At 68.4% G+C, this 23,985-nt stretch carries 25 protein-coding genes; 10 read left to right on the forward strand and 15 right to left on the reverse strand.

The features are described 5' to 3' along the window. Positions 1 to 6 precede the first annotated feature (6 nt). The 9 genes from ACUTAG_RS30620 to pcp all read right to left on the reverse strand — a co-directional run bounded on the left by ACUTAG_RS30620 (position 7) and on the right by pcp (position 8,267). Entirely contained in the window at positions 7 to 855 is an 849-nt protein-coding gene (locus ACUTAG_RS30620; RefSeq protein WP_148318893.1) for an amino acid ABC transporter ATP-binding protein, read from the reverse strand. Beyond that, entirely contained in the window at positions 842 to 1,660 is an 819-nt protein-coding gene (locus tag ACUTAG_RS30625) for an amino acid ABC transporter permease (protein ID WP_148318891.1), read from the reverse strand. Before ACUTAG_RS30625 ends, ACUTAG_RS30620 begins: the two co-directional genes overlap by 14 nt. Continuing rightward, positions 1,650 to 2,387 carry an amino acid ABC transporter permease gene (locus ACUTAG_RS30630; RefSeq protein ID WP_054517812.1) on the reverse strand — a complete coding sequence of 246 codons (738 nt, stop codon included), beginning with the start codon at positions 2,385 to 2,387 and terminating at the stop codon, positions 1,650 to 1,652. The genes ACUTAG_RS30625 and ACUTAG_RS30630 overlap by 11 nt, the downstream gene beginning before the upstream one ends. Beyond that, entirely contained in the window at positions 2,384 to 3,628 is a 1,245-nt protein-coding gene (locus tag ACUTAG_RS30635; protein WP_148318889.1) for an aminotransferase class I/II-fold pyridoxal phosphate-dependent enzyme, read from the reverse strand. Before ACUTAG_RS30635 ends, ACUTAG_RS30630 begins: the two co-directional genes overlap by 4 nt. A gap of 61 nt (positions 3,629 to 3,689) precedes the next feature. Next, complete coding sequence (locus tag ACUTAG_RS30640; protein ID WP_006385364.1) at positions 3,690 to 4,550, reverse strand: transporter substrate-binding domain-containing protein; 861 nt, start codon at positions 4,548 to 4,550, stop codon at positions 3,690 to 3,692. Positions 4,551 to 4,581: 31 nt separating this feature from the next. Then, positions 4,582 to 5,421, reverse strand: a complete 840-nt coding sequence (locus tag ACUTAG_RS30645; RefSeq protein ID WP_148318887.1) for a transporter substrate-binding domain-containing protein — start codon at positions 5,419 to 5,421, stop codon at positions 4,582 to 4,584. 105 nt (positions 5,422 to 5,526) lie between these two features. Then, entirely contained in the window at positions 5,527 to 6,552 is a 1,026-nt protein-coding gene (locus ACUTAG_RS30650) for a Bug family tripartite tricarboxylate transporter substrate binding protein (protein ID WP_081335367.1), read from the reverse strand. A gap of 166 nt (positions 6,553 to 6,718) precedes the next feature. Beyond that, positions 6,719 to 7,606, reverse strand: coding sequence for an alpha/beta fold hydrolase (locus ACUTAG_RS30655; protein WP_148318885.1), 888 nt, complete (start codon positions 7,604 to 7,606; stop codon positions 6,719 to 6,721). Between the two features lie 13 nt (positions 7,607 to 7,619). Next, positions 7,620 to 8,267: a pyroglutamyl-peptidase I gene (gene pcp / locus ACUTAG_RS30660; RefSeq protein ID WP_054430555.1), complete on the reverse strand. Its 648-nt coding sequence runs from the start codon at positions 8,265 to 8,267 to the stop codon at positions 7,620 to 7,622. Positions 8,268 to 8,360: 93 nt separating this feature from the next. On the opposite strand from pcp, the gene ACUTAG_RS30665 reads away from it, so the two are divergent. Next, on the forward strand, positions 8,361 to 9,287 hold the full coding sequence (locus ACUTAG_RS30665; protein WP_020927803.1) for a LysR family transcriptional regulator: 927 nt from the start codon (positions 8,361 to 8,363) through the stop codon (positions 9,285 to 9,287). 83 nt (positions 9,288 to 9,370) lie between these two features. Here ACUTAG_RS30665 and ACUTAG_RS30670 read toward each other — a convergent pair whose 3' ends face one another. Then, the gene (locus tag ACUTAG_RS30670) at positions 9,371 to 10,204 is read right to left on the reverse strand and encodes a DUF4189 domain-containing protein (RefSeq protein WP_054444780.1); all 834 of its coding nucleotides are present in this window, start codon (positions 10,202 to 10,204) and stop codon (positions 9,371 to 9,373) included. A 304-nt stretch (positions 10,205 to 10,508) separates the two neighbouring features. On the opposite strand from ACUTAG_RS30670, the gene ACUTAG_RS30675 reads away from it, so the two are divergent. After that, positions 10,509 to 11,075, forward strand: coding sequence for a hypothetical protein (locus ACUTAG_RS30675; protein WP_070781592.1), 567 nt, complete (start codon positions 10,509 to 10,511; stop codon positions 11,073 to 11,075). Positions 11,076 to 11,324: 249 nt separating this feature from the next. Continuing rightward, positions 11,325 to 12,866: a hypothetical protein gene (locus ACUTAG_RS30680; RefSeq protein WP_054481454.1), complete on the forward strand. Its 1,542-nt coding sequence runs from the start codon at positions 11,325 to 11,327 to the stop codon at positions 12,864 to 12,866. A gap of 81 nt (positions 12,867 to 12,947) precedes the next feature. Here ACUTAG_RS30680 and ACUTAG_RS30685 read toward each other — a convergent pair whose 3' ends face one another. Then, positions 12,948 to 13,346: a RidA family protein gene (locus ACUTAG_RS30685; RefSeq protein ID WP_006385355.1), complete on the reverse strand. Its 399-nt coding sequence runs from the start codon at positions 13,344 to 13,346 to the stop codon at positions 12,948 to 12,950. A 139-nt stretch (positions 13,347 to 13,485) separates the two neighbouring features. On the opposite strand from ACUTAG_RS30685, the gene ACUTAG_RS30690 reads away from it, so the two are divergent. Both ACUTAG_RS30690 and ACUTAG_RS30695 read left to right on the forward strand, forming a co-directional pair. Beyond that, entirely contained in the window at positions 13,486 to 14,424 is a 939-nt protein-coding gene (locus ACUTAG_RS30690) for a LysR substrate-binding domain-containing protein (protein WP_054497000.1), read from the forward strand. A 318-nt stretch (positions 14,425 to 14,742) separates the two neighbouring features. Next, the gene (locus tag ACUTAG_RS30695) at positions 14,743 to 15,318 is read left to right on the forward strand and encodes a hypothetical protein (protein ID WP_446650439.1); all 576 of its coding nucleotides are present in this window, start codon (positions 14,743 to 14,745) and stop codon (positions 15,316 to 15,318) included. A 26-nt stretch (positions 15,319 to 15,344) separates the two neighbouring features. Here ACUTAG_RS30695 and ACUTAG_RS30700 read toward each other — a convergent pair whose 3' ends face one another. Next, the gene (locus ACUTAG_RS30700) at positions 15,345 to 15,953 is read right to left on the reverse strand and encodes a class I SAM-dependent DNA methyltransferase (RefSeq protein WP_054507478.1); all 609 of its coding nucleotides are present in this window, start codon (positions 15,951 to 15,953) and stop codon (positions 15,345 to 15,347) included. 302 nt (positions 15,954 to 16,255) lie between these two features. Between ACUTAG_RS30700 and ACUTAG_RS30705 the strand changes: the two genes are divergently transcribed. Both ACUTAG_RS30705 and ACUTAG_RS30710 read left to right on the forward strand, forming a co-directional pair. After that, a complete protein-coding gene (locus tag ACUTAG_RS30705; protein WP_427201384.1) occupies positions 16,256 to 17,413 on the forward strand; it encodes a hypothetical protein in 1,158 nt (385 codons plus the stop codon). A 101-nt stretch (positions 17,414 to 17,514) separates the two neighbouring features. After that, positions 17,515 to 18,183, forward strand: coding sequence for a class I SAM-dependent methyltransferase (locus ACUTAG_RS30710; RefSeq protein ID WP_446650440.1), 669 nt, complete (start codon positions 17,515 to 17,517; stop codon positions 18,181 to 18,183). 19 nt (positions 18,184 to 18,202) lie between these two features. On the opposite strand, the gene ACUTAG_RS30715 is transcribed toward ACUTAG_RS30710, so the two are convergent. Together ACUTAG_RS30715 and ACUTAG_RS30720 are read right to left on the reverse strand one after the other, a co-directional pair. Further along, a complete protein-coding gene (locus ACUTAG_RS30715; protein WP_054481460.1) occupies positions 18,203 to 18,700 on the reverse strand; it encodes a hypothetical protein in 498 nt (165 codons plus the stop codon). Between the two features lie 99 nt (positions 18,701 to 18,799). Beyond that, complete coding sequence (locus ACUTAG_RS30720; protein ID WP_006385348.1) at positions 18,800 to 19,684, reverse strand: LysR family transcriptional regulator; 885 nt, start codon at positions 19,682 to 19,684, stop codon at positions 18,800 to 18,802. Between the two features lie 106 nt (positions 19,685 to 19,790). Here ACUTAG_RS30720 and ACUTAG_RS30725 point away from each other — a divergent pair, with 106 nt between their 5' ends. Together ACUTAG_RS30725 and ACUTAG_RS30730 are read left to right on the forward strand one after the other, a co-directional pair. Beyond that, positions 19,791 to 20,915 carry a muconate/chloromuconate family cycloisomerase gene (locus tag ACUTAG_RS30725; RefSeq protein WP_076469389.1) on the forward strand — a complete coding sequence of 375 codons (1,125 nt, stop codon included), beginning with the start codon at positions 19,791 to 19,793 and terminating at the stop codon, positions 20,913 to 20,915. 82 nt (positions 20,916 to 20,997) lie between these two features. Continuing rightward, complete coding sequence (locus ACUTAG_RS30730) at positions 20,998 to 21,984, forward strand: tripartite tricarboxylate transporter substrate binding protein (RefSeq protein WP_446650441.1); 987 nt, start codon at positions 20,998 to 21,000, stop codon at positions 21,982 to 21,984. 93 nt (positions 21,985 to 22,077) lie between these two features. Here ACUTAG_RS30730 and ACUTAG_RS30735 read toward each other — a convergent pair whose 3' ends face one another. Further along, positions 22,078 to 22,800: a GntR family transcriptional regulator gene (locus ACUTAG_RS30735; protein WP_006385345.1), complete on the reverse strand. Its 723-nt coding sequence runs from the start codon at positions 22,798 to 22,800 to the stop codon at positions 22,078 to 22,080. A gap of 278 nt (positions 22,801 to 23,078) precedes the next feature. On the opposite strand from ACUTAG_RS30735, the gene ACUTAG_RS30740 reads away from it, so the two are divergent. Beyond that, positions 23,079 to 23,981 (forward strand): dihydrodipicolinate synthase family protein, encoded by a 903-nt coding sequence (locus tag ACUTAG_RS30740; protein WP_006385344.1) that lies wholly within the window; start codon positions 23,079 to 23,081, stop codon positions 23,979 to 23,981. Positions 23,982 to 23,985 lie beyond the last annotated feature (4 nt).

Genomic DNA, 23,985 nt, shown 5'->3' on the forward strand with positions numbered 1-23,985 from the left:
AAGGCATCACACTGCGAGGCGCAGCGGGTCAAAGGTCAGGTAGGCGTCGATCGGATCGGCCTGGGCGCGCCGCACCGGCGGCTCGGCCGAGGCGCGTTGCAGGAAGGCGCGGGTGCGCTCGCTGTCGGGCCGGCCGAAAATCCGGGCCGGCGGGCCGTGCTCGACGATGCGGCCGGCTTCGGTGAAGTACACCGTGTCGCTCACCTCCTGGGCGAAACGCATTTCGTGCGTGACCAGCACGCAGGTCAGGCCGTCCTGCACCAGGTCGCGGATCACGGTCAGCACTTCGCCCACCATTTCCGGATCCAGCGCCGAGGTCACTTCGTCGAACAGGATCAGTTCGGGCCGCAGGGCCAGCGCGCGGGCAATGGCCACGCGCTGCTGCTGGCCGCCCGACAGCTCGCCCGGATAGGCGTTTTCCTTGTGGTCCATGCGCACCTTGGCCAGCAGCTCGCGCGCCAGCGCCTGGGCCTGGGCACGCGGCTGGCCGTTGACCTTGATGGGCGAAATCACCAGGTTCTCCAGCACGCTCAGGTGCGGGAACAGGTTGTATTGCTGGAACACGAAGCCGACCCGCTTGCGCAGGGCGATCAGTTCGGACTCGCTCTTGAGCGCGTCGACCCGCACGCCGCCGACCTCGATCTCGCCGCGCTGCGGCCGCAGCAGGCCGGTGATGCAGCGCAGGATGGTGGACTTGCCCGAGCCCGACGGGCCGATGATGGAGACAGCCTGGCCCGGACGGACCTCGACGTCGATGCCCTTGAGCACCTCGGTCCGTCCGAAGGCCAGGTGCACGTCCCGCAGGCTGACCAGCGGGATCTCGGCGGCGCGGGCGCCGTTGTCAATGATGCGCATAGCGTCGTTCCAGATGGCGCGTCCAGCGCGCGATGGGATAGCAATAGGCGAAGAACAGCGCCAATAGCGTGAAATAGACCAGGATGGTGAAGTCGCTGCGCGCCACCGTGTTGCTGGCCACCGTGGCCGTGTCGACCAGGTCGTGCACGCCGACCAGCGAGGCCAGCGAGGTGCTCATGGTGATGCTGGCGTACAGGTTCATCCACGACGGCAGCATGCGCCGCACGCACTGCGGCAGCACGATCATGCGGAAGATCTGCGCGCGCCGGAACGCCAGCGATTGCGCCGCCTCCCACTGGGCTTCGGGGATCGACTGGATGGCGCCGCGGAAGATCTCGGCGACATTGGCGCTGGCCGGCAGGCCCAGCCCGATCACCACCTTGATCCAGTCCGGAAACGGCAGGTTCCAGCCGCCCAGGTTCAGCTCGAACGGGAACACGTAGGTGGTGAAATACACCAGCACCAGGATCGGCGCGTTGCGGAACGCCAGCACATAGGCGCGCGTCAGGCGCCGCAGCGGCCTGGACGGCGACAGCGACAGCGCGCCCACCACCAACCCCAGCGCCGTGCCCAGCGCCATCGCCAGCACGCTGATCTGCACGTTCATGCCCAGCCCGCGCAGCAGCGCCGGCGACCAGTGCCACAGGTGCCGCACCGCGGCCGGGGCGGTATCGGTCAGCGCCCAGGCGACGCCCAGGATCACCAGGGCCAGCAGCAGCACCACCCACGGATCGCGCAGCCATGCCAGCCATCCGCCACCCGCCCGGCGCGCCGCGGCCGCATTCAATACCAGTTCATTGGCCATAGCCAGGCATCCTCAGGCGCGCTTCGAGCCAGCGTCCGGCGACACTCACCAGCCAGGTCAGCAGGCCGAAATACAGCAGGATCAGCAGCAGCAGTTCCAGCACGTTGTCGCGGTGCGACCAGATCATGATGGACTCGTAGGTCACATCCCCCACCGCGATGGCCGAGGCGATCGCGGTCATCTTCACCAGGTCCACCAGGTTGTTGACCAGCGCCGGCAGCGCGAAGCGCAGCGCCAGCGGCAGCTGCACCTGCGTCAGGATCTGGCGGCGCGAGAAGGCCAGCGAGCGCGCCGCCTCCAGCGTCACCGACGGCACAGCCTCGATGCCGGCGCGCAGCGCCTCGGCATGGAACACGCCCTTGTGCAGCGCCACCACGATCACCACCCACATGAACGGCGTGATCGGGCTGCCGCCGCCCAGCTTCTGCGTGATCAGCATGTTCAGCACCAGGAAGGCGCAATAGAGCTGCACCAGCGTCGGCGTGTTGCGGGTCAGCTCGACGAAGGCCTGCAGCGGCCGCGCCAGCCAGGGCCGCCCGCTGGTGAGCCCGGCCGCGATCAGCACGCCGAACAGCAGGCTGACGGGAATGGTCCAGGCGCACAATTGCAGCGTCACCAGCAGGCCGTGGCCGAAGGCGGACAGCTCGCCCGGATCCAGCACGAAGCCGTAGTTCAGGCCCAGGGGCTTGAAGAAATGCACCCAGGCCTGCAATGCCTGTTCGATCATGCGGCCGCCTCCAGCGCCGCCGGCCGCAGCGCCGCGACCGCGCGGGCGATGCGCGCGACAGCCTCCGCCACCTTGGCGTCCGAGGCGGCGAACGACAGCCGCAGGTACGGCGACAAGCCATAGGCCGCGCCCCGCACCACCGCCACGCCCTCGGCCTCCAGCAGCCAGTCGGCCACGTCGCCATCGTCGGCGATCACGGCGCCATCGGGCTTTACCTGGCCGATCAGGCCGGCCACGCCGATCCAGGCGAAGAACGAGCCGCGCGGCGCCGTCACGCTCAGGCCCGGCACCGCGCCCAGGCCGTCGACGATCACTCGCGCCCGGCGCGCATAGGCCAGCCGCGCGTTCTCGACGAAGTCGTCGGCCACGCCCTGCAACGCCACCAGCGCGGCGGCCTGGCTCAGCGAACTGGGGCCCGACGACACCTGCGACTGCACCGCCTCCAGCACGCCGATCAACGCCGCCGGCCCCACGCCCCAGCCGATGCGCCAGCCGGTCATGGCGTAGGCCTTGGACACGCCGTTGACCGCCAGCGTGCGCCCCGCCAGGTCCGGCGCGGCGCGCAGCAGGTGCGCGGGCGCCTCGTCGAACCAGATCTGTTCGTACATCTCGTCCCACAGCACCAGCACCGACGGATGTTCGCGCAGCACCGCGGCCAACGCCGCCAGCTCGGCCTCGCTGTAGACCGCGCCTGACGGATTGCCGGGCGAATTCAGGATCAGCCACTTGGTGCGCGGCGTCAGCGCCTGGCGCAGGCCCTGCGGCGTGAGCTTGAAGCCATCGGCCTGGGCCGTCGGCGCCAGCACCGGCGTGCCGCCGTTGACCCGCACCGAATCCAGGAAGGTGGGCCAGTACGGCGTCGGCACGATCACCTCGTCGCCCTCGTCGAGCGTGGCGGCCAGGGCCAGGTAGATCACCTGCTTGCCGCCGTTGGAAATGATGACGTTGGCCGACTCGGTCGGCAGGCCGTGACGCTGGCGGTAGCCATCGGCCACGGCACGCCGCAGCGGGGCGGTGCCGGCCGTCGGCGTGTACTTGGTCTGGCCTTGCGCCAGCGCCAGCGCGGCGGCGTCCTTGATGGCCTGGGGCGTGTCGAAGTCGGGCTCGCCCGAGGTCAGCGCCACGATCGAGCGGCCCTCGGCCGCCAGCCGCGCGGCGCGCGCGCCGGCCGCGGCAATCGGCGACAGTTCCACGCCGCGGACGCGGCGCGCGAACACGCCGGGAAACAGGGATTCAGTCATGACAGGACCTTTCCGGGATTCATCAGGTTCAGGGGATCGAGCGTGTCCCTGGCGGCCGTCGTCATGGCTTGGCCTGGGCCTCGGGGGGAGCGCTGTCGAACTTGCCGGCCTGCGCGTCGGCGTTGGCCTGCTTGAGGTAATCGGCCGGCACGCCGAACCTGTCGGCCTCTTTCACCAGCAGGCCGGATTTGTGCCAGTCGCGGATCACGCCATCGACGAAGGCGCGGGTATCGGCCTCGTTGCGGCGGGTCCAGATTACCGTGGGCGACGGGATCAACTGGTCCGGCGTGGCCAGCTCGAAGCCGTCCCATTCCTTGCCGTTGGGACCGTGCAGCGTCTCGTACAGCGCCGGCTGGATGTGCACCGACGCATCGCAGCTGCCGCCCTTGAGCGCCAGCAGCGATTCAGGGATGTTGCGCAGGCCTTTGACCACCGCCCCATAGGTTTCCTGCAGCGGCTTGGCGAAATTGCTGCCTTGCGACACGCAGGCCACCTTGCCCTTCAGGTCTTCCCAGCGCTTGATGCCGCTGCGCTTGGACACCATGGCCGCTCCGCCCACGAGGTTGTACGGGGTCGGCGCATAGCTCAGGATCTCGCTGCGTTCCTGGGTCCACTGGATGTTGGCGATCAGCAGATCGACCTTGCCGGCCTGCAGGAACTGCACCCGGGTCGCGGCCGTCACCGGCACCGTCTCCAGCGTGACGCCGAGCCGGGTGGCGATATCGCGGCCCAGCTCGGTCTGGAAGCCGCCGACCTTGCCAGTGGCCGGATCGAGCAGGCCGAACGGCGGACTGGCGCCGTCCACGCCCACCACCAACTTGCCGCGTTGCTTGACGCGGTCCAGGGTGGCGTCGGCGTGCGCCGCCGTCGCCAGGGACGCCAGCGCCAGCGCGGCGGCCCACTTGATTGCTTGTCTATTCATCGGTCTTTTCCAACACGGGCGGGCGCGAGGCTCAGCTGCCCTGCTTGTACTTGTCGTGCAGTTCTTGCAGCAGCGGCTGCGCCGGCTGGATGCCGAGGCGCTTCTCGGTGGCGATCAGCCAGCCGCTGCGGTGCCAGCCCTGGATCACCTTGTCGACGGCGGCGATGGTGTCGGCCTCGCCCTTGCGGGTCCAGACCACCGAATTGGCCGGCAGCACTTCCGTGGCGATGGGCGCCTGGTAGTCGGCCCATTCGGGATTGGTACGCAACAGCGGATGGATCAGGGTCGAATCGTGCACCGCCGCCACGCACTGGCCGCCGCGCAGCGCCAGCAGCGAGTCCGAAGAACTCTTGTAGCCCTTGACCACCGCGCCGTAGTCGGCCTGCAGGGGACGCGCGAAGCTGCTGCCCTGCGACACGCAGACCGGCTTGCCGCGCAGGTCTTCCCACTTGGCGATGCCGCTGTCCTTGCGGGTGGCGGCCGCGCCGCCCACGCGGAAAAACGGCGTCGGCGCGTAGCCCAAGATCTCGGCGCGCTCCGGATTCAGCTCCATCGACGCGATCAGCAGATCGACCTTGCCCGAGATCAGGAACTGCGTGCGGGTGGCGGTCTGCACCTGCACCAGCTCGGCCTTCACGCCCAGGCCCTTGGCCAGTTCACGCGCCAGGTCGGGATTCCAGCCGACCAGCTGCTGCGTGGCCGGGTCGATCGAGCCGAACACGCCGCCGTTGGCCAATACGCCGATGGTGACGGTGCCGCGTTCCTTGATCTTGTCCAGCGTGGCGTCGGCATGGGCGCCGGTGGCGCCGGCCGCCAGGGCCAGCGCGACGGCCGCCTGCAGGATACGGCCGGAGATATTGCGAGTCTTCATGTTGTTGTGTCGTAGGCATTGAACGAAGTTCTATGCTGCGGTCCGGCGCCGCACAACACAAAGAAGACTTTCAGATATGAATATGAAACCGCTGTTGCGGCGCGTCTACTGGAGCTTGACGTCGGCCGTGGCAATCACGCGGCGATAGGTGGCGATGTCGTCGCGCACGGTCTGGTCGACCGCTTCGGGCGTCGAGGCGGCGATGGCGAAACCCAGGTTCTCCAGCAGCGTGGCGGTCTCCGGTTCGCGCAGCACGGCCACCACGTCGCGATGGATGCGCTCGACCAGCGCGCTCGGCGTCGAAGCCGGCACCACGAAGCCCTGCCAGCTCTCGACCGCGTAGTCGGCCAGCCCCGCCTCCTGCATGGTCGGCACCTCGGGCAGCGCCTTGGAGCGGTACGGCGTGGTCACCGCCAGCGCCACCAGCTTGCCCGAGCGCACGTTCTCGGTGGCGGCGGCCAGCGTGATCAGCATGGCGTCCACGTGGCCGCCCAGCACATCCAGCGTGGCCGGCCCGCCGCCCGGATAGGGAATCTGGTTGGTCTTGGCGCCGATGCGCTCGTTGAGCAGTTCCACCGCCAGGTGCTGCAGGCTGCCATTGCCGCCAGGCAGCGCCAGCGAGATCTCGCCGGGCCGGCTGCGCACCAGCGCCACGAATTCCTGGAAGGTCTTCACGCCCAGGCCCGGGCGCACGACCAGCAACTGCGGATTGACCACCGCCTTGGTCACGCCGCGCAGATCGCGCAACGGGTCGTACAGCGGCTTGCCGGGTTGCAGCGCGTTCAGCGACAAGGCGTCGCCGCCCAGCAGCAGCGTGTAGCCGTCGCCGCGCGCATGCGCCACCGCGGCATTGCCGATAGCGCTGCTGGCGCCGGGCTGGTTCTCCACCACCACGCTCTGCCCCCACTTCTCGCTCAGCTTCTGCGCCACGGTGCGCGCCAGCTTGTCGGCGCTGCCGCCGGCCGCGATCGGCACGATCAGCTTGACCGGCCGGCTCGGATAGCGGGTGGCGTCGTCGGTGGCGGCCGGCGCGGCGCCGGTCATGTTGCTCAACAAGCCCGCGCCCACCACCACGCCGCCGGCCAGGCCGAGCGCGGCCTTCAGTACGGATCTGCGTCGATTGCCCATCATCCTGCTCCCTGCGGAAATTTGGAGCAGGCCAGGATAGGAGCGCGCCGCGCGCCGGACAAATACCGATGCGCAATGTGGAAATGCCGGGGCGGTCCTTTGCCGGGGCGGCCCTTTGCCGGGACGGCCCTTCGCCGGGGCGGCCGTCTGCCGCGGCGGTCGCGCGCGGCTACGCCAGGAACGCCAGCATGCGCCGCGCCAGTTCGCGCGGCTGCTCCTCCGGCAGATAGTGGCCGCAATCGGCCAGCACCCCGCCGCGCAGGTCGCGCGCCAGCGGCCCCAGCGCCTCGTACAGATCGGGCGCGCTGCCGTGTTCGCCGCCCAGCGCCAGCACCGGCAGCGTCAACGGCGTCTCGCGCAGCGCCCGGTTCTGCTCGGCCGACTGGTGCGCCGCGCGGTAATAGCCCAGCATGCCGCGCAAGCCGCCCAGCGTCTGGTAGACGCGCTCGTACTCATCCAGGTCGGCGCGGCTGAACACGCCCGGCTTGTTGGCGGTCTTGCGGCTGAAGAACCACTCGATCAGCACCCGCTCGCGTCCCTGCAACAGCGCTTCGGGCAGGTCCGGTACGGTGTTGAAGAGGAAATGCCAGCGCTTCCAGTTGTCCGGTCCCAGCTCGAAGCTGGCGGGCAGCGTCACGCCGGGGATGTTCGCGTCCAGCAGCACCAGCCGCTCGACCTCGTCGGCGTGGCGCGCCGCGTAGGGATAGGCGATCCAGGCGCCGATGTCGTGCCCGGCCAGCGCGTAGCGCGTCAGTCCCAGCGTGTGGAACAGCGCCCGCAGGCGCTCGCCCGCCGCGCCGGTGTCGTAGCCGTCCAGCGGCTTGTCCGAGTCGCCCTGCCCGGGCAGGTCCACCGCATAGAGGCGGAAGTGCGGCGCCAGCAGGGGCATGACCCGGCGCCACGCGTACCAGCTCTGCGGAAACCCCGCCAGCAGGACCAGCGCCGGCCCGGCGCCGCCTTCCACCACGTGATAGCCCAGGCCGTCCACCCGCACCTGCCGGTGGCGGAACGGCACGCCGTCCAGCGCGAAGGCGTCGGCGTCGTTGAAGGTATCCATCGTCCGTCTCCGTTCAATGCAGCGCGCCGCCGCCTTCCTTGACGTCCGCCGTGACGGCCAGCGAAGTCGCCACCATCACCTTCACGCCTTCGATCAGCGTCTCCAGCGCCAGGCTGGGCTGGCCGGGATGATGGGCCGCCATCTCCGGCAGGTACGGCACGTGCACGAAGCCGCCGCGCAACGCCGGACGCTCGGTGGCGATATAGTGCGACAGGCCGTAGAAGATGGTGTTGCAGTTGTAGGTGCCCGCCGTCGACGACACCGACGCCGGCACGCCCGCGCGCCGCAGGTCGCGCACGATGGCCTTGATCGGCAGGGTCGAGAAATAGGCCGCCGGGCCGCCCGCCACCACCGGTTCGTCGATCGGCTGGCGGCCTTCGTTGTCGGGGATGCGCGCGTCCACCACGTTGATCGCGACGCGTTCGATCGACACATCGCCGCGGCCGCCCGCCTGGCCCAGGCAGATCACCAGGTCCGGTTGCGTGTCCTCGATGGCCTGGCGCAGCACGCCCACCACCTTGCCGATCACGCACGGCAGTTGGCGCGCCACCAGGGTGGCGCCGGCCACTTGCGCGCCATCGAGCCGCCGCGCGGCTTCCCAGGAGGGATTCAGGGTTTCGCCATCGAACGGTTCGATGCCGGTAATCAGTACGGTCGTCATTGCGCAGTCCTTCGATTCCATTGCTGCCAGCCATGGTAGGACCACGCCCTGGAATTGTTGAAATCCATAATCGCTATTCGTACTATTGATGGCATGAATCTTTCCGCCGTCGACCTGAACCTGCTGGTCGCCTTCGAGGCGCTCTACGACACCCGCAACGTGACCCTGGCCGGCCAGCGCATCAACCGCGCGCAGCCCTCGGTCAGCAGCGCGCTGGGCCGCCTGCGCCTGCTGTTCCAGGACGAGCTGTTCCTGCGCACCGCCGACGGCATGCAGCCCACGCCCAAGGCCGTCGCGCTGATGCCGGCCGTGAGCGCGGCGCTGGACCAGATCCGCCAGGCGCTGGCGCAAGGCGCCGGCTTCGATCCCCAGGCCGCCGCCGGCCGCCGCTTCACCGTGGCGGCCAGCGACTACGCCGACGTGGTGATCGTGCCGCACATCGTCGCGGCGCTGCGGCGCGACGCGCCCGGCATCGACCTGCGCATCGCGCGGCTCGACCGCGCCGCCCTCTACGAGCAACTGGACAACGGCAGCGTCGACCTGGCCATCGGCGGCCACCTGGCGCCGCCCAAGCGCATGCTGCGCGAACGGCTGTACCAGGAACACTTCGTATGCATCGCCGACAGGCAGCATCCGGCGCTGCGCGGCCGCAAGCTGGACCTGGCGCGCTACGTGGCGCTGCCGCACGCGCTGTTCACGCCCAGCGACGACGGCTCGGCGCGTGGCGTGGTGGACGCCAGCCTGGCGCGGCTGGGCCAGCGGCGACGGGTGGCCTGCACCTTCGCCCACATCGTCGCGCTGCCGCACGCGGTGCAAGGCACCGACCTGCTGGCCACGCTGGCGCGGCGCGCCGCCTTGCGGCTGGCCGGCCCCGGCCTGACCTTGCGGCCGCTGCCGCCAGAGGTCGACCCCGGCCCTTTCGATATCGACATGGTGTGCAGCCGGCGCGCGCCCGGCGACGCGGCGCTGGCGTGGCTGCAACAGGTGGTCCGCGACGCCGCCGCGCGTCTGGCGGATTGATCGTGCGGCCATGAAAAAAGCCGGCCCCGTCCACGGGCGCCGGCTTGGCGTGCCGGGCGGCGCGCTGCCGCCTCACGGCGATCTCAATTGGCTTTTTCGTCCTCGCCGGCATAGCCGCTGATGTAGGGGCGGCCCGAGCAGCGCACCATCGCCACGCAATTGGGCAGGCCGCTCTTGGCGCTGCAGGTGTTGCGCGCCGCATCGCGCGCCGTCTTCGGATCCGGATCGAGCGCGGTGTAGCTGGTGCCGCGCCCTTTCACGCCCTTGGCCCAGGCCATGCCGACGCAGGTGTCGCGGTAGGTCAGCACCTTGGTGCAGCCGGTGCATTCATCCCATTCCAGCAGTTGGTTGAGGGCGTCCTTCTCATTGGGGTAGCCGTCCGAGTACGTCAGGTCGCCCGAGTCCTTCTCGGCGACGGCGCCCCAGTATTCGCGGTCGTTGAGCTTGGCGGACAGGGCTTCCAGCTCGGCGGGCGTGGCCCTTCTGGCCGCCTCCATGTCCTGCGCGCTGTAGCCCGGCCCGACACACAGCGGCATCGTGGTCAACCAGCATTTGCCGTTGGGGCTGCCGGCGGTGCAGCGTCGGATCGCCTTCTTGGCCGCCATTTCCGGCGACACGCTGTTGCCGGGGAACAGGTCGTTCGAGGTATTGCGGGCATAGGTCATGCAACTGTCCGAAAACCAGCTCAGCGATTTGCAGTCCTTGCCGCCGCCCTGGCGGCAGGCCGCCAACCCCGCCGCTTCGGCCGCCTTTTCCGAATCCTCGGGCAGCGCCCAATAGATCTTGGCGTGCTTGCCATCCGTCGCAATGCCGCCATACAGTTTGTCGGCATGCGCCTGCGGCGCGAACAGGCCGGCCATCAACGCCAGCGCGCCGAGCGCCGCGCGGATAGTCGGGGAAAATCGGGCAAATAGCATGGTCGGTGTCCGGATCGGGTGGATTCAGCGGCCACGATCTTAGCAAAGCGGATCGGCCGGTCCGTCCCCTTTGCCGATACGACCCGGGCATATTGAGTAACAAATTTCACCATTGGCGCAAGGAAGCTGGCCCCGTTTATCGGTAAAAATGGCGGACATTTCGTAAGCAGGCTGTCAGTCTGCAATCATTCTCCGTCGCAGGGCTGGCCGCCCCGGCCTGTCACGAAGAGAAACAAAACGTCTGGCGCCCGGTTCGCAATCGCAGCCGCCGCGCCCGACCGACACGGAGCGCCGACCGCAAGCCATGATCTTCCCCCTGCCCCTTTCCGTCCGCCGTCCGCCGCTGCGCCTGGCCGCCAGCCTGATCGCCGCCGCCAGCCTGGCCGGATGCGCCCCGATGCCCTCCGGCGGCAGCTCCTCGTTGCCCTCGCTCAGCCGGGTCTTCTCGGAAGGCCTGTCGTTCTCTCCCAGCGTCAACGTCGCCCGCAACATGCAGGGCCGCTCGATCAACGACGCCATCGCGGCGCTGGGCGAGCCGTCCCGGAAACGCGCCGTCGGCAACACCATGGAACTGGAGTGGTCCGACTACCAGGCCGCGCCTTACCAGGAATGGGTGACGACCGGCACCAGCCAGCAGGTCGTCGGCATGATCCCGGCCACCAACACGACCGCCGCGACGCCGGTATTCCAGCAAAGCAGCAGTGGTTATTACCAGGGCCGCACCCGCATTTATGAATGCAAGGTGCTGATGCGCATGAAGGACAGCGTGATTGTCGATTCCACCGTCGACGGCAATGTCTGCCCGGAATTCATCGCCGCGCTGCGTAAATGGGCCGGTGAAAATGAAGCGAAGAATTATGTCGTGAAATAAGGCCCGCGGCGGCGCATGACAGCCGTCGCCCGTGGGAATCGATTATCTCGCGATGCGCGGCATTTGTTTTGTCGACATTATTTTCGGAATCCCGCGAAAGCTGTCACTTAACTGAATATAAATACATCCAGAAAAGCAAAAATAAATATCACCGGCAGATTAATTTTCCGCCGCGCCCGCCGTTAGTCATGTTGATACTCCCCGGCAAGCCTCATTGGGCAGTTGTTGCCCGCCAGGACTACCACTGACATGACCACGATCTCCAGCTACACCCCGCCGCTCGTCATCGCCCCGCAGGCGCCGGCGACCGGGGTGTCCCGTGTCACCACCGTCAACCGCAGCCCCGACATCCCCGCGTCCACCTCGGTGACGCTGGGCCAGCCGGCCAACGTGCTGACCTATTCTCCCGAGTCGGTCGCCGCCGGGCAGGTGCAGGAACCCGACGCGCTCTCCTCGCTGATGTCCGACAACGTCCGCGCCGCCTCGCTGACCGGCCAGTTCAAGGGCCTGGCCGCGGCCCTGCTGGGCCGCATGCAGAACGATGGCGGCAACTACACGCTGACGATTCCCTCGGCCCGCGCCGCCGCCCCGGTGGACGGCATCGCCGCGCCCCAGGGCGCGGCCGTGGCCGACAACTCGGTCGCGCTACGCATCACCACTGCCAGCGGCGCCAAGGTCACGGTGACCCTGGAAAGCAATGAAAAGGGCCTGGGCGTGCAGATCGACGTGGGCGACGCCAAGCTCACCGAAGAAGAACGCAGCGCCATCGCCGGCCTGTCCAAGTCGTTCCAGGACGCCGTCGACGGCCTGGCCTCGGTGCCGCCCAAGCTGGCGCTGGGCGCGCTGGCCAAGTTCAACACCAGCGTGCTGTCGTCGGTGTCGCTGGAAGCCACGGTCGGCGCCGAGGGCCCCGACCGCGTCAGCTTCAATTTCCAGGCCGATGCGGGTCAACGCTCGCTGACGGTCAAGACCGTGGCCGGCTCGGCCCAGATCAACGTCGACGCCAGCCAGCCCAGCCAGTACGGCAGCGCCCAGCAGCAGACGACCGCCATCAACAACTACCTGAGCAAGTTCGACAGCGCCCAGAAGCGCGGCGAAGGCGATGCCACGCTGATGGCCCTGTTCAAGTCGGGTTTCGCGGACCTGCACAAGAGCTACGGCGACTGGGCGCCGCAAGGCACCGCCACGACGCGCCTGGGCATGCCGGCCGAAGTGCATCGCACCATGCTGTCCGGCCTGGCCGACTTCTCCGCCTCGATCAACCAGGCGCCGGTCGCGTCCAATCCGCTGCAGCCGCGCGAATTCGACACCTTCTCCTACGAGACCTCGCAGAACACCACCTCCAGCGGCCGGCCCCAGCTCGACCTGGCGATCACGCAACAGCAGCAATCGTCGCTGAACGCCAGCTTCCACCGCGCGCTCTCGCCCGATCAGAAGCTGAACCTGACCAAGGACCCCGAGTCGCAGAACTACGCGTTCCACCAGATCCGCGACGATTACAGCAACCGCACCGACATCGCCTACGAAGACGGCGAACTGGCCAAGGCCTCGTTCACCGAGTCCAGCACGATGTCGACCCTGGTGAGCAAGTTCGTCAAGGGCAAGCTGGTCGACCAGAGCCGCATCACGCCCACCACCCAGACCCGCACCCAGGACCTGATGGGTCTGCTGCGCGCGGCCGATCTGACCAGCCACCGCGACGACACCCGCACCCCGCGCGACCAGGTCGAGGCCGCCCTGATCCGCAAGCAGGAAGACCTGGCGCAAGCCGTGGCGCGTCTGCGCGGCTGATACGGCGACGCACCCGAAACAGGGCAGGCCCGGCGATTGCGCCGGCCTGCCCCGTCGCTTTTGCCCCGCCGCCCCCGGCGGCTAGGCCTCACGCGGCAGCTTCGCGATCACCTTGATCTCGAAATCGAAACCGTACAGCCAGGTCACGCCCACCGCCGTCAGCGTCGGATGCGGCGCCTGGCCCCAGTATTCGGGCACGACCTGCCAGATGGTCTCGAAGCGGGACGCCGGATCCACCATGAACACCGTCACGTCGATCACGTCCTCGAAGCTGGCGCCCGCCGCCTTCAGGATCGCGTTCAGGTTGTCGAACGCCTGCCGCACCTGCGCCTGCAGGTCGGGTTCGGGCGAGCCGTCCTCGCGGCTGCCCACCTGGCCCGACACGAACAGAAAGCCATTCGACCGCACCGCCGGCGAATAGCGGTTGCGTTCATACAGCGCCTGGCGCCCGGCCGGAAAAACCACATCACGCGTTGCCATACTCATTCTCCTGTCTCGGACCTTAAGCCCGTATTGATGATGCAGGCACTGTACGGACGGCGCGGCCGCCGATAAACGGGCAAGCGTGTCCATCACTGTTTGTAAAATGCAAACAATTCCCTGATCCCCTGGAGTGGCGATGGACCGTTTCGACGCAATGCAGGCCTTCGCCCGCGTGGTGGAAACCGGCAGCTTCACCAAGGCGGCCGACACCCTACACATGAGCAAGACCAGCGTCACCCAGCTGGTGCAGCAGCTCGAGGCCCGCCTGCGTGTGCGACTGCTCAATCGCACCACGCGCAAGGTCAATGTCACCGCCGACGGCGCCGTCTACTACGAACGCGTGCTGCGCCTGCTGGCCGACATGGACGACGCCGAGACCAGCCTGTCCAGCGCCGCCGCCGTGCCGCGCGGCCGGCTGCGGGTCGACGTGCCCAGTCCGCTGGCGCGCATGATCCTGGTGCCCGCCCTGCCCGCCTTCCACGCGCGCTACCCGGACATCCAGCTCGATATGGGCGTGAGCGACCGCATCGTCGACGTGATCGGCGAGAACGTCGACTGCGTGGTGCGCGGCGGCGAGCTGACCGACCAATCCCTGATGGCGCGGCGCGTCGGCGACCTGCAATTGCGCGTCTATGCCGCGCCCGCCTACCTGCAACGGGCCGGCGCGCCCGGCCATCCGCGCGATCTCGAGGACAGCCACCACCGCATCGTCGGCTTCCTCTGGTCGCGCAGCGGCAAGCCCCTGCCCTATGCCATGCATCGCGGCGACGAAAGCATCCACGCACACGGACGCTATGTGGTCGCGGTGGACGACGGCAACGCCTACCTGGCGGCGGGGCTGGCCGGCATGGGCATTCTGTGGCTACCGGACTACATGGCCCGCGGCCACGCCGCGCGCGGCGAGCTGGTGCCGCTGTTCGAGGACTGGCGGCTTGATTCGATGCCGCTGTACATCGCCTTCCCGCCCAACCGGCACGTCAGCGCCAAGCTGCGGGTGTTCATTGACTGGGTGGCGGAACTGATGGCGGAGCATGCGCCGGTGAGCGGCGCGGGCCGAGCGGACACTGCAGGCTGATACGGGTTTCGGCCGCAATCCAGGCAGGACCTTATGCGTTGGCCCTGTTGGCCATGGCCCCTGCGTGCGGGGCTTGCCAGCCGCGGTCTCGCGGCCGCAAATCGTAGCCCGCCGCCAGGCAATTTGAAACATCGACCAACGTTATGTTTAACCTTGCCCCGCCGCGCCCTCGGAAATTCGCTAGCATTCACCCACCAGCAACAATACCGGGAACCGAGGGGCCATGAACCTGGACACACACGCCATCCGCATGCGCAGCCGCGCCAAGTCCCGCCCCGCCCCGGCGGCGCTGGCGCCGCGCGCCGCGAGGCCACGCCAATGAGCGAATGGAGCGAGATCAAGGCGCGCTTCAAGCGCCCGCTGAATGCGCTGTTCCTCTGCCTGATGCTGCTGATTTTGTCCCGCGATCTCTTCGACGCCGCGGCCAAGGCGTACCTGCCGCCCGATCCCGCCACGCTGCACGCCATCGCCGTGCGCGTGGACAGGTTGGCCGTATGCCCCTACTCGCGGACCGCCAGTTCCCGGCAGAACAGCGGCTACAGGCCCCTTTGCTATTTCTCGAACGACTATCCCGACGTGGCGTTCGAGGCGGGCGCCGTTGTGACCGGCCTCGTCCTGCCACGGACCTTGGAACTGCTGACCGACCGCGAGCCGAACGACCTGAAGAACGTCTACGAGGGCCAGATGTTCAGCGTGCACGTGCCCATCAGGGTTTATGGGCTGCGCCAGATGGACGGCAAGGTGTTGTGGGATCCGGTGGCCACCTACGATAGCGCCTGGTCCAACAAGCAGCGCAAGAAGGCGTATGCCTGGCTCGTGGTGCTGATCGCACTGGGCTGCGCCGCCTACGCCTTCCTCAGGATCCGGGCGATCCTGCGCGATCCGCATCTATGACCTGACGGCCCGTCGCCCCGCCTGGCTCAGGTCCGCCTGGCCAGCCACACCGTCGCGTTGCCGCAAGCGGCGTCCCATTCGACGTGGCGCAATACCTCGAAGCCGTTGGCCGCGAGCAGCTCGCGGTATTCGGCGCTGTCCAGGCTGCCGTGATAAAGCGGCTGGCCGTCGAGCTGGCCAATGGCCTCGCCCAGCGTCGTACCGCTGGTGAACATCAGCGCCGCGCCCGGCGCGGCCAGGCGCCGGAACTGCGTGAACATGGGCCGCTGGTCCTCGGGCGACAGATGGAAGAAGCTGTGCCACGCGATCAGGCCGTCGAACGGCCCGGCGCAAGGCAGCTGGCGCATGTCGGCGGCGATCCAGGCCTGCTCGGGAAAGCGCGCGGCGGCGCGCGCCAGCAACGCGGTCGAACTATCGACGCCGGTAATCCGGCAACCGTGCTCGATCAGGTGGCCGGCGATCGGCATGCCGGTGCCGCAACCGATGTCCAGCACTCGCGGCGCGTCCGCCGGCAGCGCCGCCAGGAAATCCGCCAGCCACGCGCGCTCGATCAGTGTGTTGCCGCGGTCGCGCTCGAACGCCGCCGCATGCGCCTGGTACAAGGCCATCACACCGGCGGACAAGGGATGGGCCATGTGCGTCGTCTCCTGGCGTCGATCAGGTCTGGCACCGGCACCTGCCGGCCCTTGCCCATCATGCCACGCGCCGGAGGCCCCCGCCCGCGCATGACAGCGGCATGACGATCATGCCCCCGGCGTGCGGCATTCATACAGCTGATATTAAGGCATCGCCCCTACAATCGATTCAGACCGACGGGCCTGCCCCCACGCGAGTGCACGGCCTGAAACAGATGTTCACGCGCGTTTGCCGCCCGGCGGGAACCCGGCCCCGCTTGCGCCTATCCATATCCTCTCCGTTGCCTTCCGGTTCGTATCCCATGCCGTCTACCCCGCAGCAGCACCTTCCCGATCCGGGCGGAATCGTCATTCACGCCAGCGGCGCGCTGGCGATGACGCAACATTTCCTGTCCGACCTGGGCCTGCGCGCCGCCGCCCACTGCCAGGCGCAACCCGGCGCCGCCGGCGCACATGCCGCGCTCACCCCGGGTTTCGCCGCCAGCTACCTGCCCGACCACGACACCACGGGCGTGGCGCGGGCACTGAGCCTGCGCACCGACGCCAACGACGCCGACCTCGATCGCGAGATCGTGCTGGCGATGCTGGCCAGCCCGGTCGCCTTCGCCTTTCCCACGGTCGCGGAACTGGAATCGGCCGTGCGCATCCGCCGCTACATCGTGCGCGCCGCCGCCAAAACGGCGCTGGCCTTCGACACTGAACACGCCGAGCGGCCCGAAGACTACTGGACCTACGACGAGGCGCGCGGCTTCACGGTGCTGCCGGGCCGCTCGCTGATCGACGGCCTGCGCAAGGCCACGCAACCCGAGGCCTCGGGCCAGTTGTACGCGTTCTCGTGCTATCGCGCCACCGAATACGTCACCGTGCTCGGCATCGCGCAGGAACTGCGCGATGCCAATCCCGAATTGGGCCAGCGCCTGCAACGCCAGTGGGAAACGCGCGCGGTCATGTCCGGCAGCTTTCACGAGACCTTCCTGCAGGAATACGGCGCGCTGGACGCGCCGCTGCCGCAGCGCTTCTACGTGCCGGGTGACCGACTCTGGTTCCGCAATCCCGACGCCGCGTCCTCCGACGTCGAGGGCTACGAAGGCTCCTGGGTTTTCTACCTGGGCGGGGGCCTGTTCAACAATTTCTGGGAACGCGGCGCGCCCTACACGCTGGCCTCCAAGTGCGTCGAGATCTTCCACTGGCGCCATGGCCTGCGCGCCGACGCGGCCGGCAAGCCCTTCATCGACGAAGCCATCGTCAAGGAACATGTGCACCGGACGCTGGCCGACCCCGAGGTCACCGCTGCCGTCCTGGCGCGCATGATGCGGATCCGCGATCCGCAGGGCGTCTACGCCGAGGGCGGCTGCATCGACGCCACCCGCGAACGGGTGCGTTGGGTGCGTCCTGGCCACAGCGATATCGTGCTGCCCGACTTTCCCCGCCCCGCGGCGTCACGGTCCTTCGCGGCCTGACCCCGCATCACGCTGGCGCATCGCTTGACGCGCGGCGTTTCATGAAACATCATATGTTTCATGAAACACACCCTGTTCCGAGTGTCCTCGCGGAGCCGCGCATGACCTTTGCCCAAACCCCCGGCGCCTCGGACGACTATGCCGACCGCGTCGCCCGCCATGTGCCGGGCCTGCGCGACCTGCACCGCATGATCGGCGTGCTGATGGCCGAGCAGACGCCCGCCGACGGCCATCTCCTGGTGCTGGGCGCCGGCGGCGGCCTGGAACTGAAAGCACTGGCCGAAAGCGGCCCGCACTGGCGCCTGGACGGCGTCGATCCCTCCGCGGACATGCTGCGCCAGGCCCGCGCCACGCTGGGCGAGCTGGCGCCGCGCGCCACTTTGCGCCAAGGCTATATCGACGATGCCCCCGAAGGCCCCTACGACGGCGCGACCTGCCTGCTGACGCTGCACTTCCTGGCGCCCCAGGAACGCCTGCGCACGGTGCGTGAAGTGAGCCGCCGCCTGCGCCCCGGCGCCCCGTTCATCGTCGCCCACCACAGTTTTCCGTTGCAACGGCGCGATGCGTGGCTGGCACGCAATGCCGCCTTCATCACCGCCGCCGGCCTGCCGGCCACGCAGGCGCGCGACGGCATGCAAGCGATGCGCGACAAGCTGCCCGTGCTGGATCCGCAGGCAGACGAGGCCATCCTGCGCGACGCCGGCTTTACCGATATCGAGCTGTTCTACGCCGCGCTGACGTTCAAGGGCTGGGTCTGCCGCAAGGCCTGACGGCACGCGCGGCGCCGGATCAGCCGCGGCCGAAATCCTTCTGCTTGAAATCGGTATCGCCGCGATAGCCATACAGGCGTGAAACCGCCTGGAAATCCTCGGGCGAGAAGCCGGCCCAGGAGTAGTTGCGGATGTTCTTCTTGCTCTGCGCATCGCGCACGTAGAAAGACAGCGAGGCCTTCTGCTCGGGCACGTTCACCGCCTTGTGCAGCGACGGCACGAATTCATATTGCGACGTGGGGTAGGTCTTTTTCACACCCAGCAACGTGCTGACCACGATCTCGGTTTCGCTGAAGGCATAGCGGTTCACGAGCACGTAGTCCTTGCGGACCGCCAGGAACACGACCAGCGCCAGCGCCACGGTGGCCAGGTAGAAGCCCGGCGAGTTGATATCACGATCGACGGTGTAGCGGTAGGCGTAATTGAATACCAGCGACAACAGGCCCACGGCGATGACCAGTTGTCCCAGTTGGGAAAACAGCCATTTGGCCTTGTTCTGGATGTTGACGATCAGCATTGCTAGGGTCCCTATGACGGTTGTTATTGGAAGCACGGGATTGGCAAGCGCGTAGTGTGCCGCAAGCCGACCCGCCGCAACCGCCGCGCCTACGCTTTGTTACCCCTTGGCCAATTGCTGCGCCAGGGCCAGCGCCTGCGCCAGGAACGGCGAGGCGTCGTCCTTGCGATAGCTGGCGATCACCGGCGACACGAAGGCCTCGGCGTCGATGCGCACGTGGGCCACGTCGCGCCGTTGCAGGCGCTGCACCGAGGCCGGCACCACCGTCACGCCCAGGCCGGCCGCCACCAGGCCGATGGCGGTCTGCAATTCGTTGGCCTCCTGCGCCACCTGCGGCGCATGGCCGGCGGCGCGGAACAGGTCCAGCACGTGGTCGGCGAAGTTGGGCCGCGGCCGGGCCGGATACAGCAGGAACGGCTCCTGCGCCAGCCGGTCGACCGACACGCTGTCGCAGCCGGCCAGCGGATGGCGCAGCGGCACGGCGGCCATCAGCGGCTCGGTCATCAGCACGCGGCGCTCGATCGCCGGATCGTCCAGCAGGATGCGGCCGATGCCCAGGTCGATGCGGCCGGCCTTGAGCGCCTCCAGTTGCGGCAGCGTGGTCATCTCCAGCAAGCCGACCTCGACCTGCGCGTCAGCGCCGCGCAATTGCCGGATCAGCTCGGGCACGAAGCCATACAGCGTCGACGGCACGAAGCCGATGCCGAACCAGCGGCGCCGCGCCTGGCCCAGCCGGCGCGTGCCCTCCAGCACTTCGTCCAGCCTTGCGGTCAGCAGGCGCGACTGCTCCAGCAGGAACCGCCCGGCCTCGGTCAGCCGCAGCGCGCGGGTGGTGCGCTCGAACAGCGCCACGCCCAGTTCCTCTTCCATCTGGCGGATCTGGCGGCTGAGCGGCGGCTGCGCCATGTGCAGCGCTTCGGCGGCGCGGGTGAAGCTGCCCTCGCGCGCCACCGCCTGGAAATACCGCAGGTGCCTGAGTTCCATGGCTATCCAAACCCTATAGGTATAAATGGAGACCCATATAGTCTTGGACTTGGCCGTGTAACGCAAGCGATACTGCGCTTGCCCTGAAGAACCTGCCTTGGAAAGTATGAATCCGGTAACGATAAACTCGGTCGAGGCGATCCTGGTGGATCTGCCGACCATCCGCGCCCACCAGCTGGCCATGGCCGTGATGCAGCGCCAGACGCTGGTGATCGTGCGCCTGCGCTGCAGCGACGGCATCGAGGGCATCGGCGAAGCCACCACCATCGGCGGCCTGGCGTATGGCGAGGAAAGCCCGGAAGGCATCAAGCTGGCCATCGACACCTACCTGGCGCCAGCGCTGGCCGGCCTGGACGCGGCCAACATCCACGCCGCCATGCGGCGCCTGGAAACCGTGGCGCGCGGCAACCGCTTCGCCAAGTCGGCGCTGGAAAGCGCGCTGCTCGATGCCCAGGGCAAGCGCCTGGGCGTGTCGGTCTCGACCCTGCTGGGCGGCGCCGTGCGCGCCAGCCTGCCGGTGCTGTGGACCCTGGCCAGCGGCGACACCGCGCGCGACATCGAGGAAGCCGAGTCGCTGCTCGCCAGCCGCCGCCACAACACCTTCAAGCTCAAGGTCGGCCGCCGCGCCGTGGCCGACGACGTGGCCCACGTGTCGCGCATCAAGCAGGCGCTGGGCGAGCGCGCCCGCGTCACCGTGGACGTCAACCAGGCCTGGAACGAGGCCGACGCGGCCGGCGCCATCGCGCGCCTGGAAGCGGCCGGCGTCGACCTGATCGAACAACCCATCCCGCGCGCCAACCTGGCCGGCATGGCGCGGCTGGCGGCGCGCTTCGTGGTGCCCATCATGGCCGACGAAGCCATCAATGGCCCCGAGGACGCGCTGGCCATCGCCCGCCTGGGCGCGGCCGACGTGCTGGCGCTGAAGATCGCCAAGTCGGGCGGCATCCACGAAATGCTGCGCACCGCCGCGGTCGGCGACGCCGCCGGCATGTCGCTGTACGGCGGCACCATGCTGGAAGGCTCGGTCGGCTCGATCGCCTCGGCCCACGGCTTTGCCTGCCTGCCGCGGCTGTCGTGGGGCACCGAACTATTCGGCCCGCTGCTGCTCAAGGACGACATCGTCGCCAACCCGCCGCGCTACGCCGATTTCGCGATGGAGATCCCCACCGGTCCGGGCCTGGGCCTGGAACTGGACGAAGACAAACTGGCTTTCTACCGCAGGGACCGCTGACGCGCCCTGCCCCACGGCTGTTCCCGCGCGCCGGCCACGTATCGGCGCGCGGAAAAATAATTCAAGCACACGGAGACACGACATGGCATTGCGCCACGCCTTCAAACACCTCGCCCGGGCCTGCATGGGCCTGGCCCTGCTCGGCGCCGCCGGCACCGCCCTGGCCGACAACTACCCCGACCGGCCGGTCAAGTGGATCGTGCCGTTCCCGCCGGGCGGCGCGATGGACAGCATCGCCCGCACGTTGGGGGAATCGATGGGCAAGCAGCTCAACACCTCGTTCATCGTCGAGAACCGCGCCGGCGCCGGCGGCAACATCGGCGCGGCCAGCGTGGCGCGTTCCAAGCCGGACGGCTACACCATCCTGATCGTGGCCAACGGCATGGCCGTGAACCCGGCGCTGTACGCCGACCTGAACTACGACCCGATCAAGGACTTCGCGCCGATCTCGCTGCTGGCGGTGGTGCCGAACGTGCTGGTCACCAACCCCGCGCGCAACGACGTCAAGAGCGTGGACGAAGTGATAGCCAAAGCCAAGGCGCAGCCCAACCACTACACCTACGCCTCGGCCGGCGTCGGCACCTCGATCCACCTGGCGGGCGAGCTGTTCGTGTCGATGGCCAAGATCGACATGCTGCACGTGCCCTACAAGGGCAGCGGCCCGGCCATCGCCGACCTGCTGGGCGGCCAGGTGGACTACATGTTCGACAGCATCACCTCGGCCAAGCCGCACATCGAGGCCGGCAAGCTGCGCGCGCTGGCGGTGACCACCGCCAAGCGCTCTGCGGCGCTGCCCAACGTGCCCACCGTGGCCGAAAGCGGCCTGCCCGGCTACGAGCTGATGCCCTGGTTCGCCGCCTTCGCGCCGGCCGGCACGCCGCCCGAGGTCGTGGCCAAACTGAACGCGGCCATGCGCCAGGCCCTGAACGAGCCCAAGGTCAAGGCGACGCTGGATTCGATCGGCGCCGAATCCATAGGCGGCACGCCCGACGAACTGCGCGACTACCTGGCCAAGGAAACCGCGCAGTGGAAGGTGCTGGTGAAGGAACGCAACATCAAGATCAACTGAGTCACGCGCGGACTCGGCGCGGGCGCGACACGCGCCCGCTGCGCGCCGGCCGAGGGAGTTTCCCCGGCCGGCGTTTTTGCGTCGGCTGTGCCGCTACGCCGGCGCCGCGGTCGTATCGAGCAGGTGATCGACAATCGCCAGGATCTGCTCGGCGGCCTCGGCAATGTGGTGTTCCAGCGCCGCCTCGGCCTCGCCGGCGCGGCCCTGGCGACAGAACGCGATCAGCGCGCTGTGCTCGTCGTGGGCCTGCTGGCGGATCGGCGCGTTGACGATCTGGAAGCGGAAATAGCGTTCGGATTTTTCATGCAGCGCGCGCACCATGGCCAGCGCCGCTGGCCGCTGCGCGGCGCGGTACAGCAGTTCGTGCAGTTGCCAATTCAAGCGGCCCCACTGCTGCGGTTCGGCGCTGTCCATCCGCGCCACGATGCGCGCCGCCTCGTCCAGTTCCTCGGGCGTGTGCTGCGACACCGCCAGCCGCAGCAGCCAGGGTTCGAGCCGCAGGCGGATGTCGAAGAATTCCTGCACTTCGGCGCGCGACAGCATCGAGACGTAGGCGCCGCGGTGCGCGATCATGTCCACCAACCCTTCGGCGCTGAGCTGGCGGATCGCCTCGCGCACCGGCAGCCGGCTCACCCCCAGTTCCTCGGCCAGCAGTTCCTGGCGCAGGGCGGAGCCCGGCGCGATCGCGCCAGACAGGATGCGGTCGCGCAGTTCGTCGACCACCAGGTCGACGGCGGTCTTGCGCACCAGGCGACCGGCGGATCCGGCGGCGACGCGGGGTTGGGTGGCGCTGGCGGGAGAGGAATTCTGGGACACGTCACATCCGGTGGAAGATTCCGCCCGGCGGACGCCGGACGGCGGCGGATCCGCTCAACCTGCCCCACGCCCAGGAAAACCCCGAGAGACAGCCGGTGTCCGGAACCCGTTTAATGTGAGTATATTGGATCCATGATCCAGCAGAAATCGACGCCCTTCCCGGGGCGCTGGTTCGGGGCCTTCGCGCCTCGTTTTTCTGGCTCTTTTATTTTGGATCCAATATCCAATCAATAGCCCGACAGTACAAACCGGGCGGATCACGCAACAGGAGCGGCAGCATGAGCATTCAATGGCAAGGCGTATTTCCCGCGGTCACCACCAAACTGAAGCCCGATTTCTCGCTGGACGCGGACGCCATCCGCCAGGGCCTGGAGCGCCTGATCGCCAATGGCGTGGGCGGCGTGGTGATGATGGGCATGGTGGGCGAAAACGCCCAGCTCGCGCCCGAGGAAAAGCTGGAGGTGCTGCGCATCGCGGTCGAGACCGTGCGCGGCCGCGTGCCGGTGGTGTCGGGCGTGGCCGAGACCGGCACCGCGCGCGCGGCGGCATTCGCGCGCCAGGCGGCGCAGATCGGCGTCGATGGGCTGATGGTGTTTCCCGGCCTGACCTACAAGTCGGACGAGCGCGAAACGGTGGCGTTCTACCGCGGCGTGGCGCAGGCCAGTCCCCTGCCCATCCTGCTGTACAACAACCCGCGCGGCTACGGCGTCGACCTGACGCCGGACCTGGTGGCGCAGTTGCTGGAGGAACCGACCATCGTCGCCATCAAGGAGGAATCCTACGACACCACCCGCGTGACCGACCTGATCACGCGCTTCGGCGACCGCCTGGCGGTGGTCTGCGGCGTCGACGACCTGGTGCTGGAAAGCGCCGCGCTGGGCGTGACCGCCTGGGTCTCGGGCATGGCCAACGCCGTGCCGAAAGCGTCGGTGGACCTGCTGCGGCTGGCGGTCGAAGGCGACTTCAAGCGCGCCCGCACGCTGTACGCGGCCCTCACGCCGCTGTTCCACCTGGACACCGTGGTCAAGCTGGTGCAGCACATCAAGCTGGCCGAGCACCTGATCACCGGCAGCGCCGAAACCGTCAAGCCGCCGCGCCTGGACCTGGCCGGCGCCGAACGCGAACGCACCCTCGCCATCACCCGCCAGACATTGGCGGATCTTTCAGCCCTGGGCTACTGATACC

The organism is Achromobacter sp. CSND-B12, assembly GCF_052906545.1.

Bases quoted from the DNA above. Each gene is read 5' to 3' on its own strand.
- ACUTAG_RS30680 (WP_054481454.1), top strand. From the start codon at position 11,325: ATGACCACGATCTCCAGCTACACCCCGCCGCTCGTCATCGCCCCGCAG.
- pcp (WP_054430555.1), bottom strand. From the start codon at position 8,267: ATGACGACCGTACTGATTACCGGCATCGAACCGTTCGATGGCGAAACC.
- ACUTAG_RS30645 (WP_148318887.1), bottom strand. From the start codon at position 5,421: ATGAAGACTCGCAATATCTCCGGCCGTATCCTGCAGGCGGCCGTCGCG.
- ACUTAG_RS30685 (WP_006385355.1), bottom strand. From the start codon at position 13,346: ATGGCAACGCGTGATGTGGTTTTTCCGGCCGGGCGCCAGGCGCTGTAT.
- ACUTAG_RS30655 (WP_148318885.1), bottom strand. From the start codon at position 7,606: ATGGATACCTTCAACGACGCCGACGCCTTCGCGCTGGACGGCGTGCCG.
- ACUTAG_RS30675 (WP_070781592.1), top strand. From the start codon at position 10,509: ATGATCTTCCCCCTGCCCCTTTCCGTCCGCCGTCCGCCGCTGCGCCTG.
- ACUTAG_RS30640 (WP_006385364.1), bottom strand. From the start codon at position 4,550: ATGAATAGACAAGCAATCAAGTGGGCCGCCGCGCTGGCGCTGGCGTCC.
- ACUTAG_RS30625 (WP_148318891.1), bottom strand. From the start codon at position 1,660: ATGGCCAATGAACTGGTATTGAATGCGGCCGCGGCGCGCCGGGCGGGT.
- ACUTAG_RS30725 (WP_076469389.1), top strand. From the start codon at position 19,791: ATGAATCCGGTAACGATAAACTCGGTCGAGGCGATCCTGGTGGATCTG.
- ACUTAG_RS30715 (WP_054481460.1), bottom strand. From the start codon at position 18,700: ATGCTGATCGTCAACATCCAGAACAAGGCCAAATGGCTGTTTTCCCAA.
- ACUTAG_RS30720 (WP_006385348.1), bottom strand. From the start codon at position 19,684: ATGGAACTCAGGCACCTGCGGTATTTCCAGGCGGTGGCGCGCGAGGGC.
- ACUTAG_RS30710 (WP_446650440.1), top strand. From the start codon at position 17,515: ATGACCTTTGCCCAAACCCCCGGCGCCTCGGACGACTATGCCGACCGC.
- ACUTAG_RS30730 (WP_446650441.1), top strand. From the start codon at position 20,998: ATGGCATTGCGCCACGCCTTCAAACACCTCGCCCGGGCCTGCATGGGC.
- ACUTAG_RS30705 (WP_427201384.1), top strand. From the start codon at position 16,256: ATGCCGTCTACCCCGCAGCAGCACCTTCCCGATCCGGGCGGAATCGTC.
- ACUTAG_RS30620 (WP_148318893.1), bottom strand. From the start codon at position 855: ATGCGCATCATTGACAACGGCGCCCGCGCCGCCGAGATCCCGCTGGTC.
- ACUTAG_RS30665 (WP_020927803.1), top strand. From the start codon at position 8,361: ATGAATCTTTCCGCCGTCGACCTGAACCTGCTGGTCGCCTTCGAGGCG.
- ACUTAG_RS30635 (WP_148318889.1), bottom strand. From the start codon at position 3,628: ATGACTGAATCCCTGTTTCCCGGCGTGTTCGCGCGCCGCGTCCGCGGC.
- ACUTAG_RS30650 (WP_081335367.1), bottom strand. From the start codon at position 6,552: ATGATGGGCAATCGACGCAGATCCGTACTGAAGGCCGCGCTCGGCCTG.
- ACUTAG_RS30740 (WP_006385344.1), top strand. From the start codon at position 23,079: ATGAGCATTCAATGGCAAGGCGTATTTCCCGCGGTCACCACCAAACTG.
- ACUTAG_RS30690 (WP_054497000.1), top strand. From the start codon at position 13,486: ATGGACCGTTTCGACGCAATGCAGGCCTTCGCCCGCGTGGTGGAAACC.
- ACUTAG_RS30695 (WP_446650439.1), top strand. From the start codon at position 14,743: ATGAGCGAATGGAGCGAGATCAAGGCGCGCTTCAAGCGCCCGCTGAAT.
- ACUTAG_RS30670 (WP_054444780.1), bottom strand. From the start codon at position 10,204: ATGCTATTTGCCCGATTTTCCCCGACTATCCGCGCGGCGCTCGGCGCG.
- ACUTAG_RS30700 (WP_054507478.1), bottom strand. From the start codon at position 15,953: ATGGCCCATCCCTTGTCCGCCGGTGTGATGGCCTTGTACCAGGCGCAT.
- ACUTAG_RS30630 (WP_054517812.1), bottom strand. From the start codon at position 2,387: ATGATCGAACAGGCATTGCAGGCCTGGGTGCATTTCTTCAAGCCCCTG.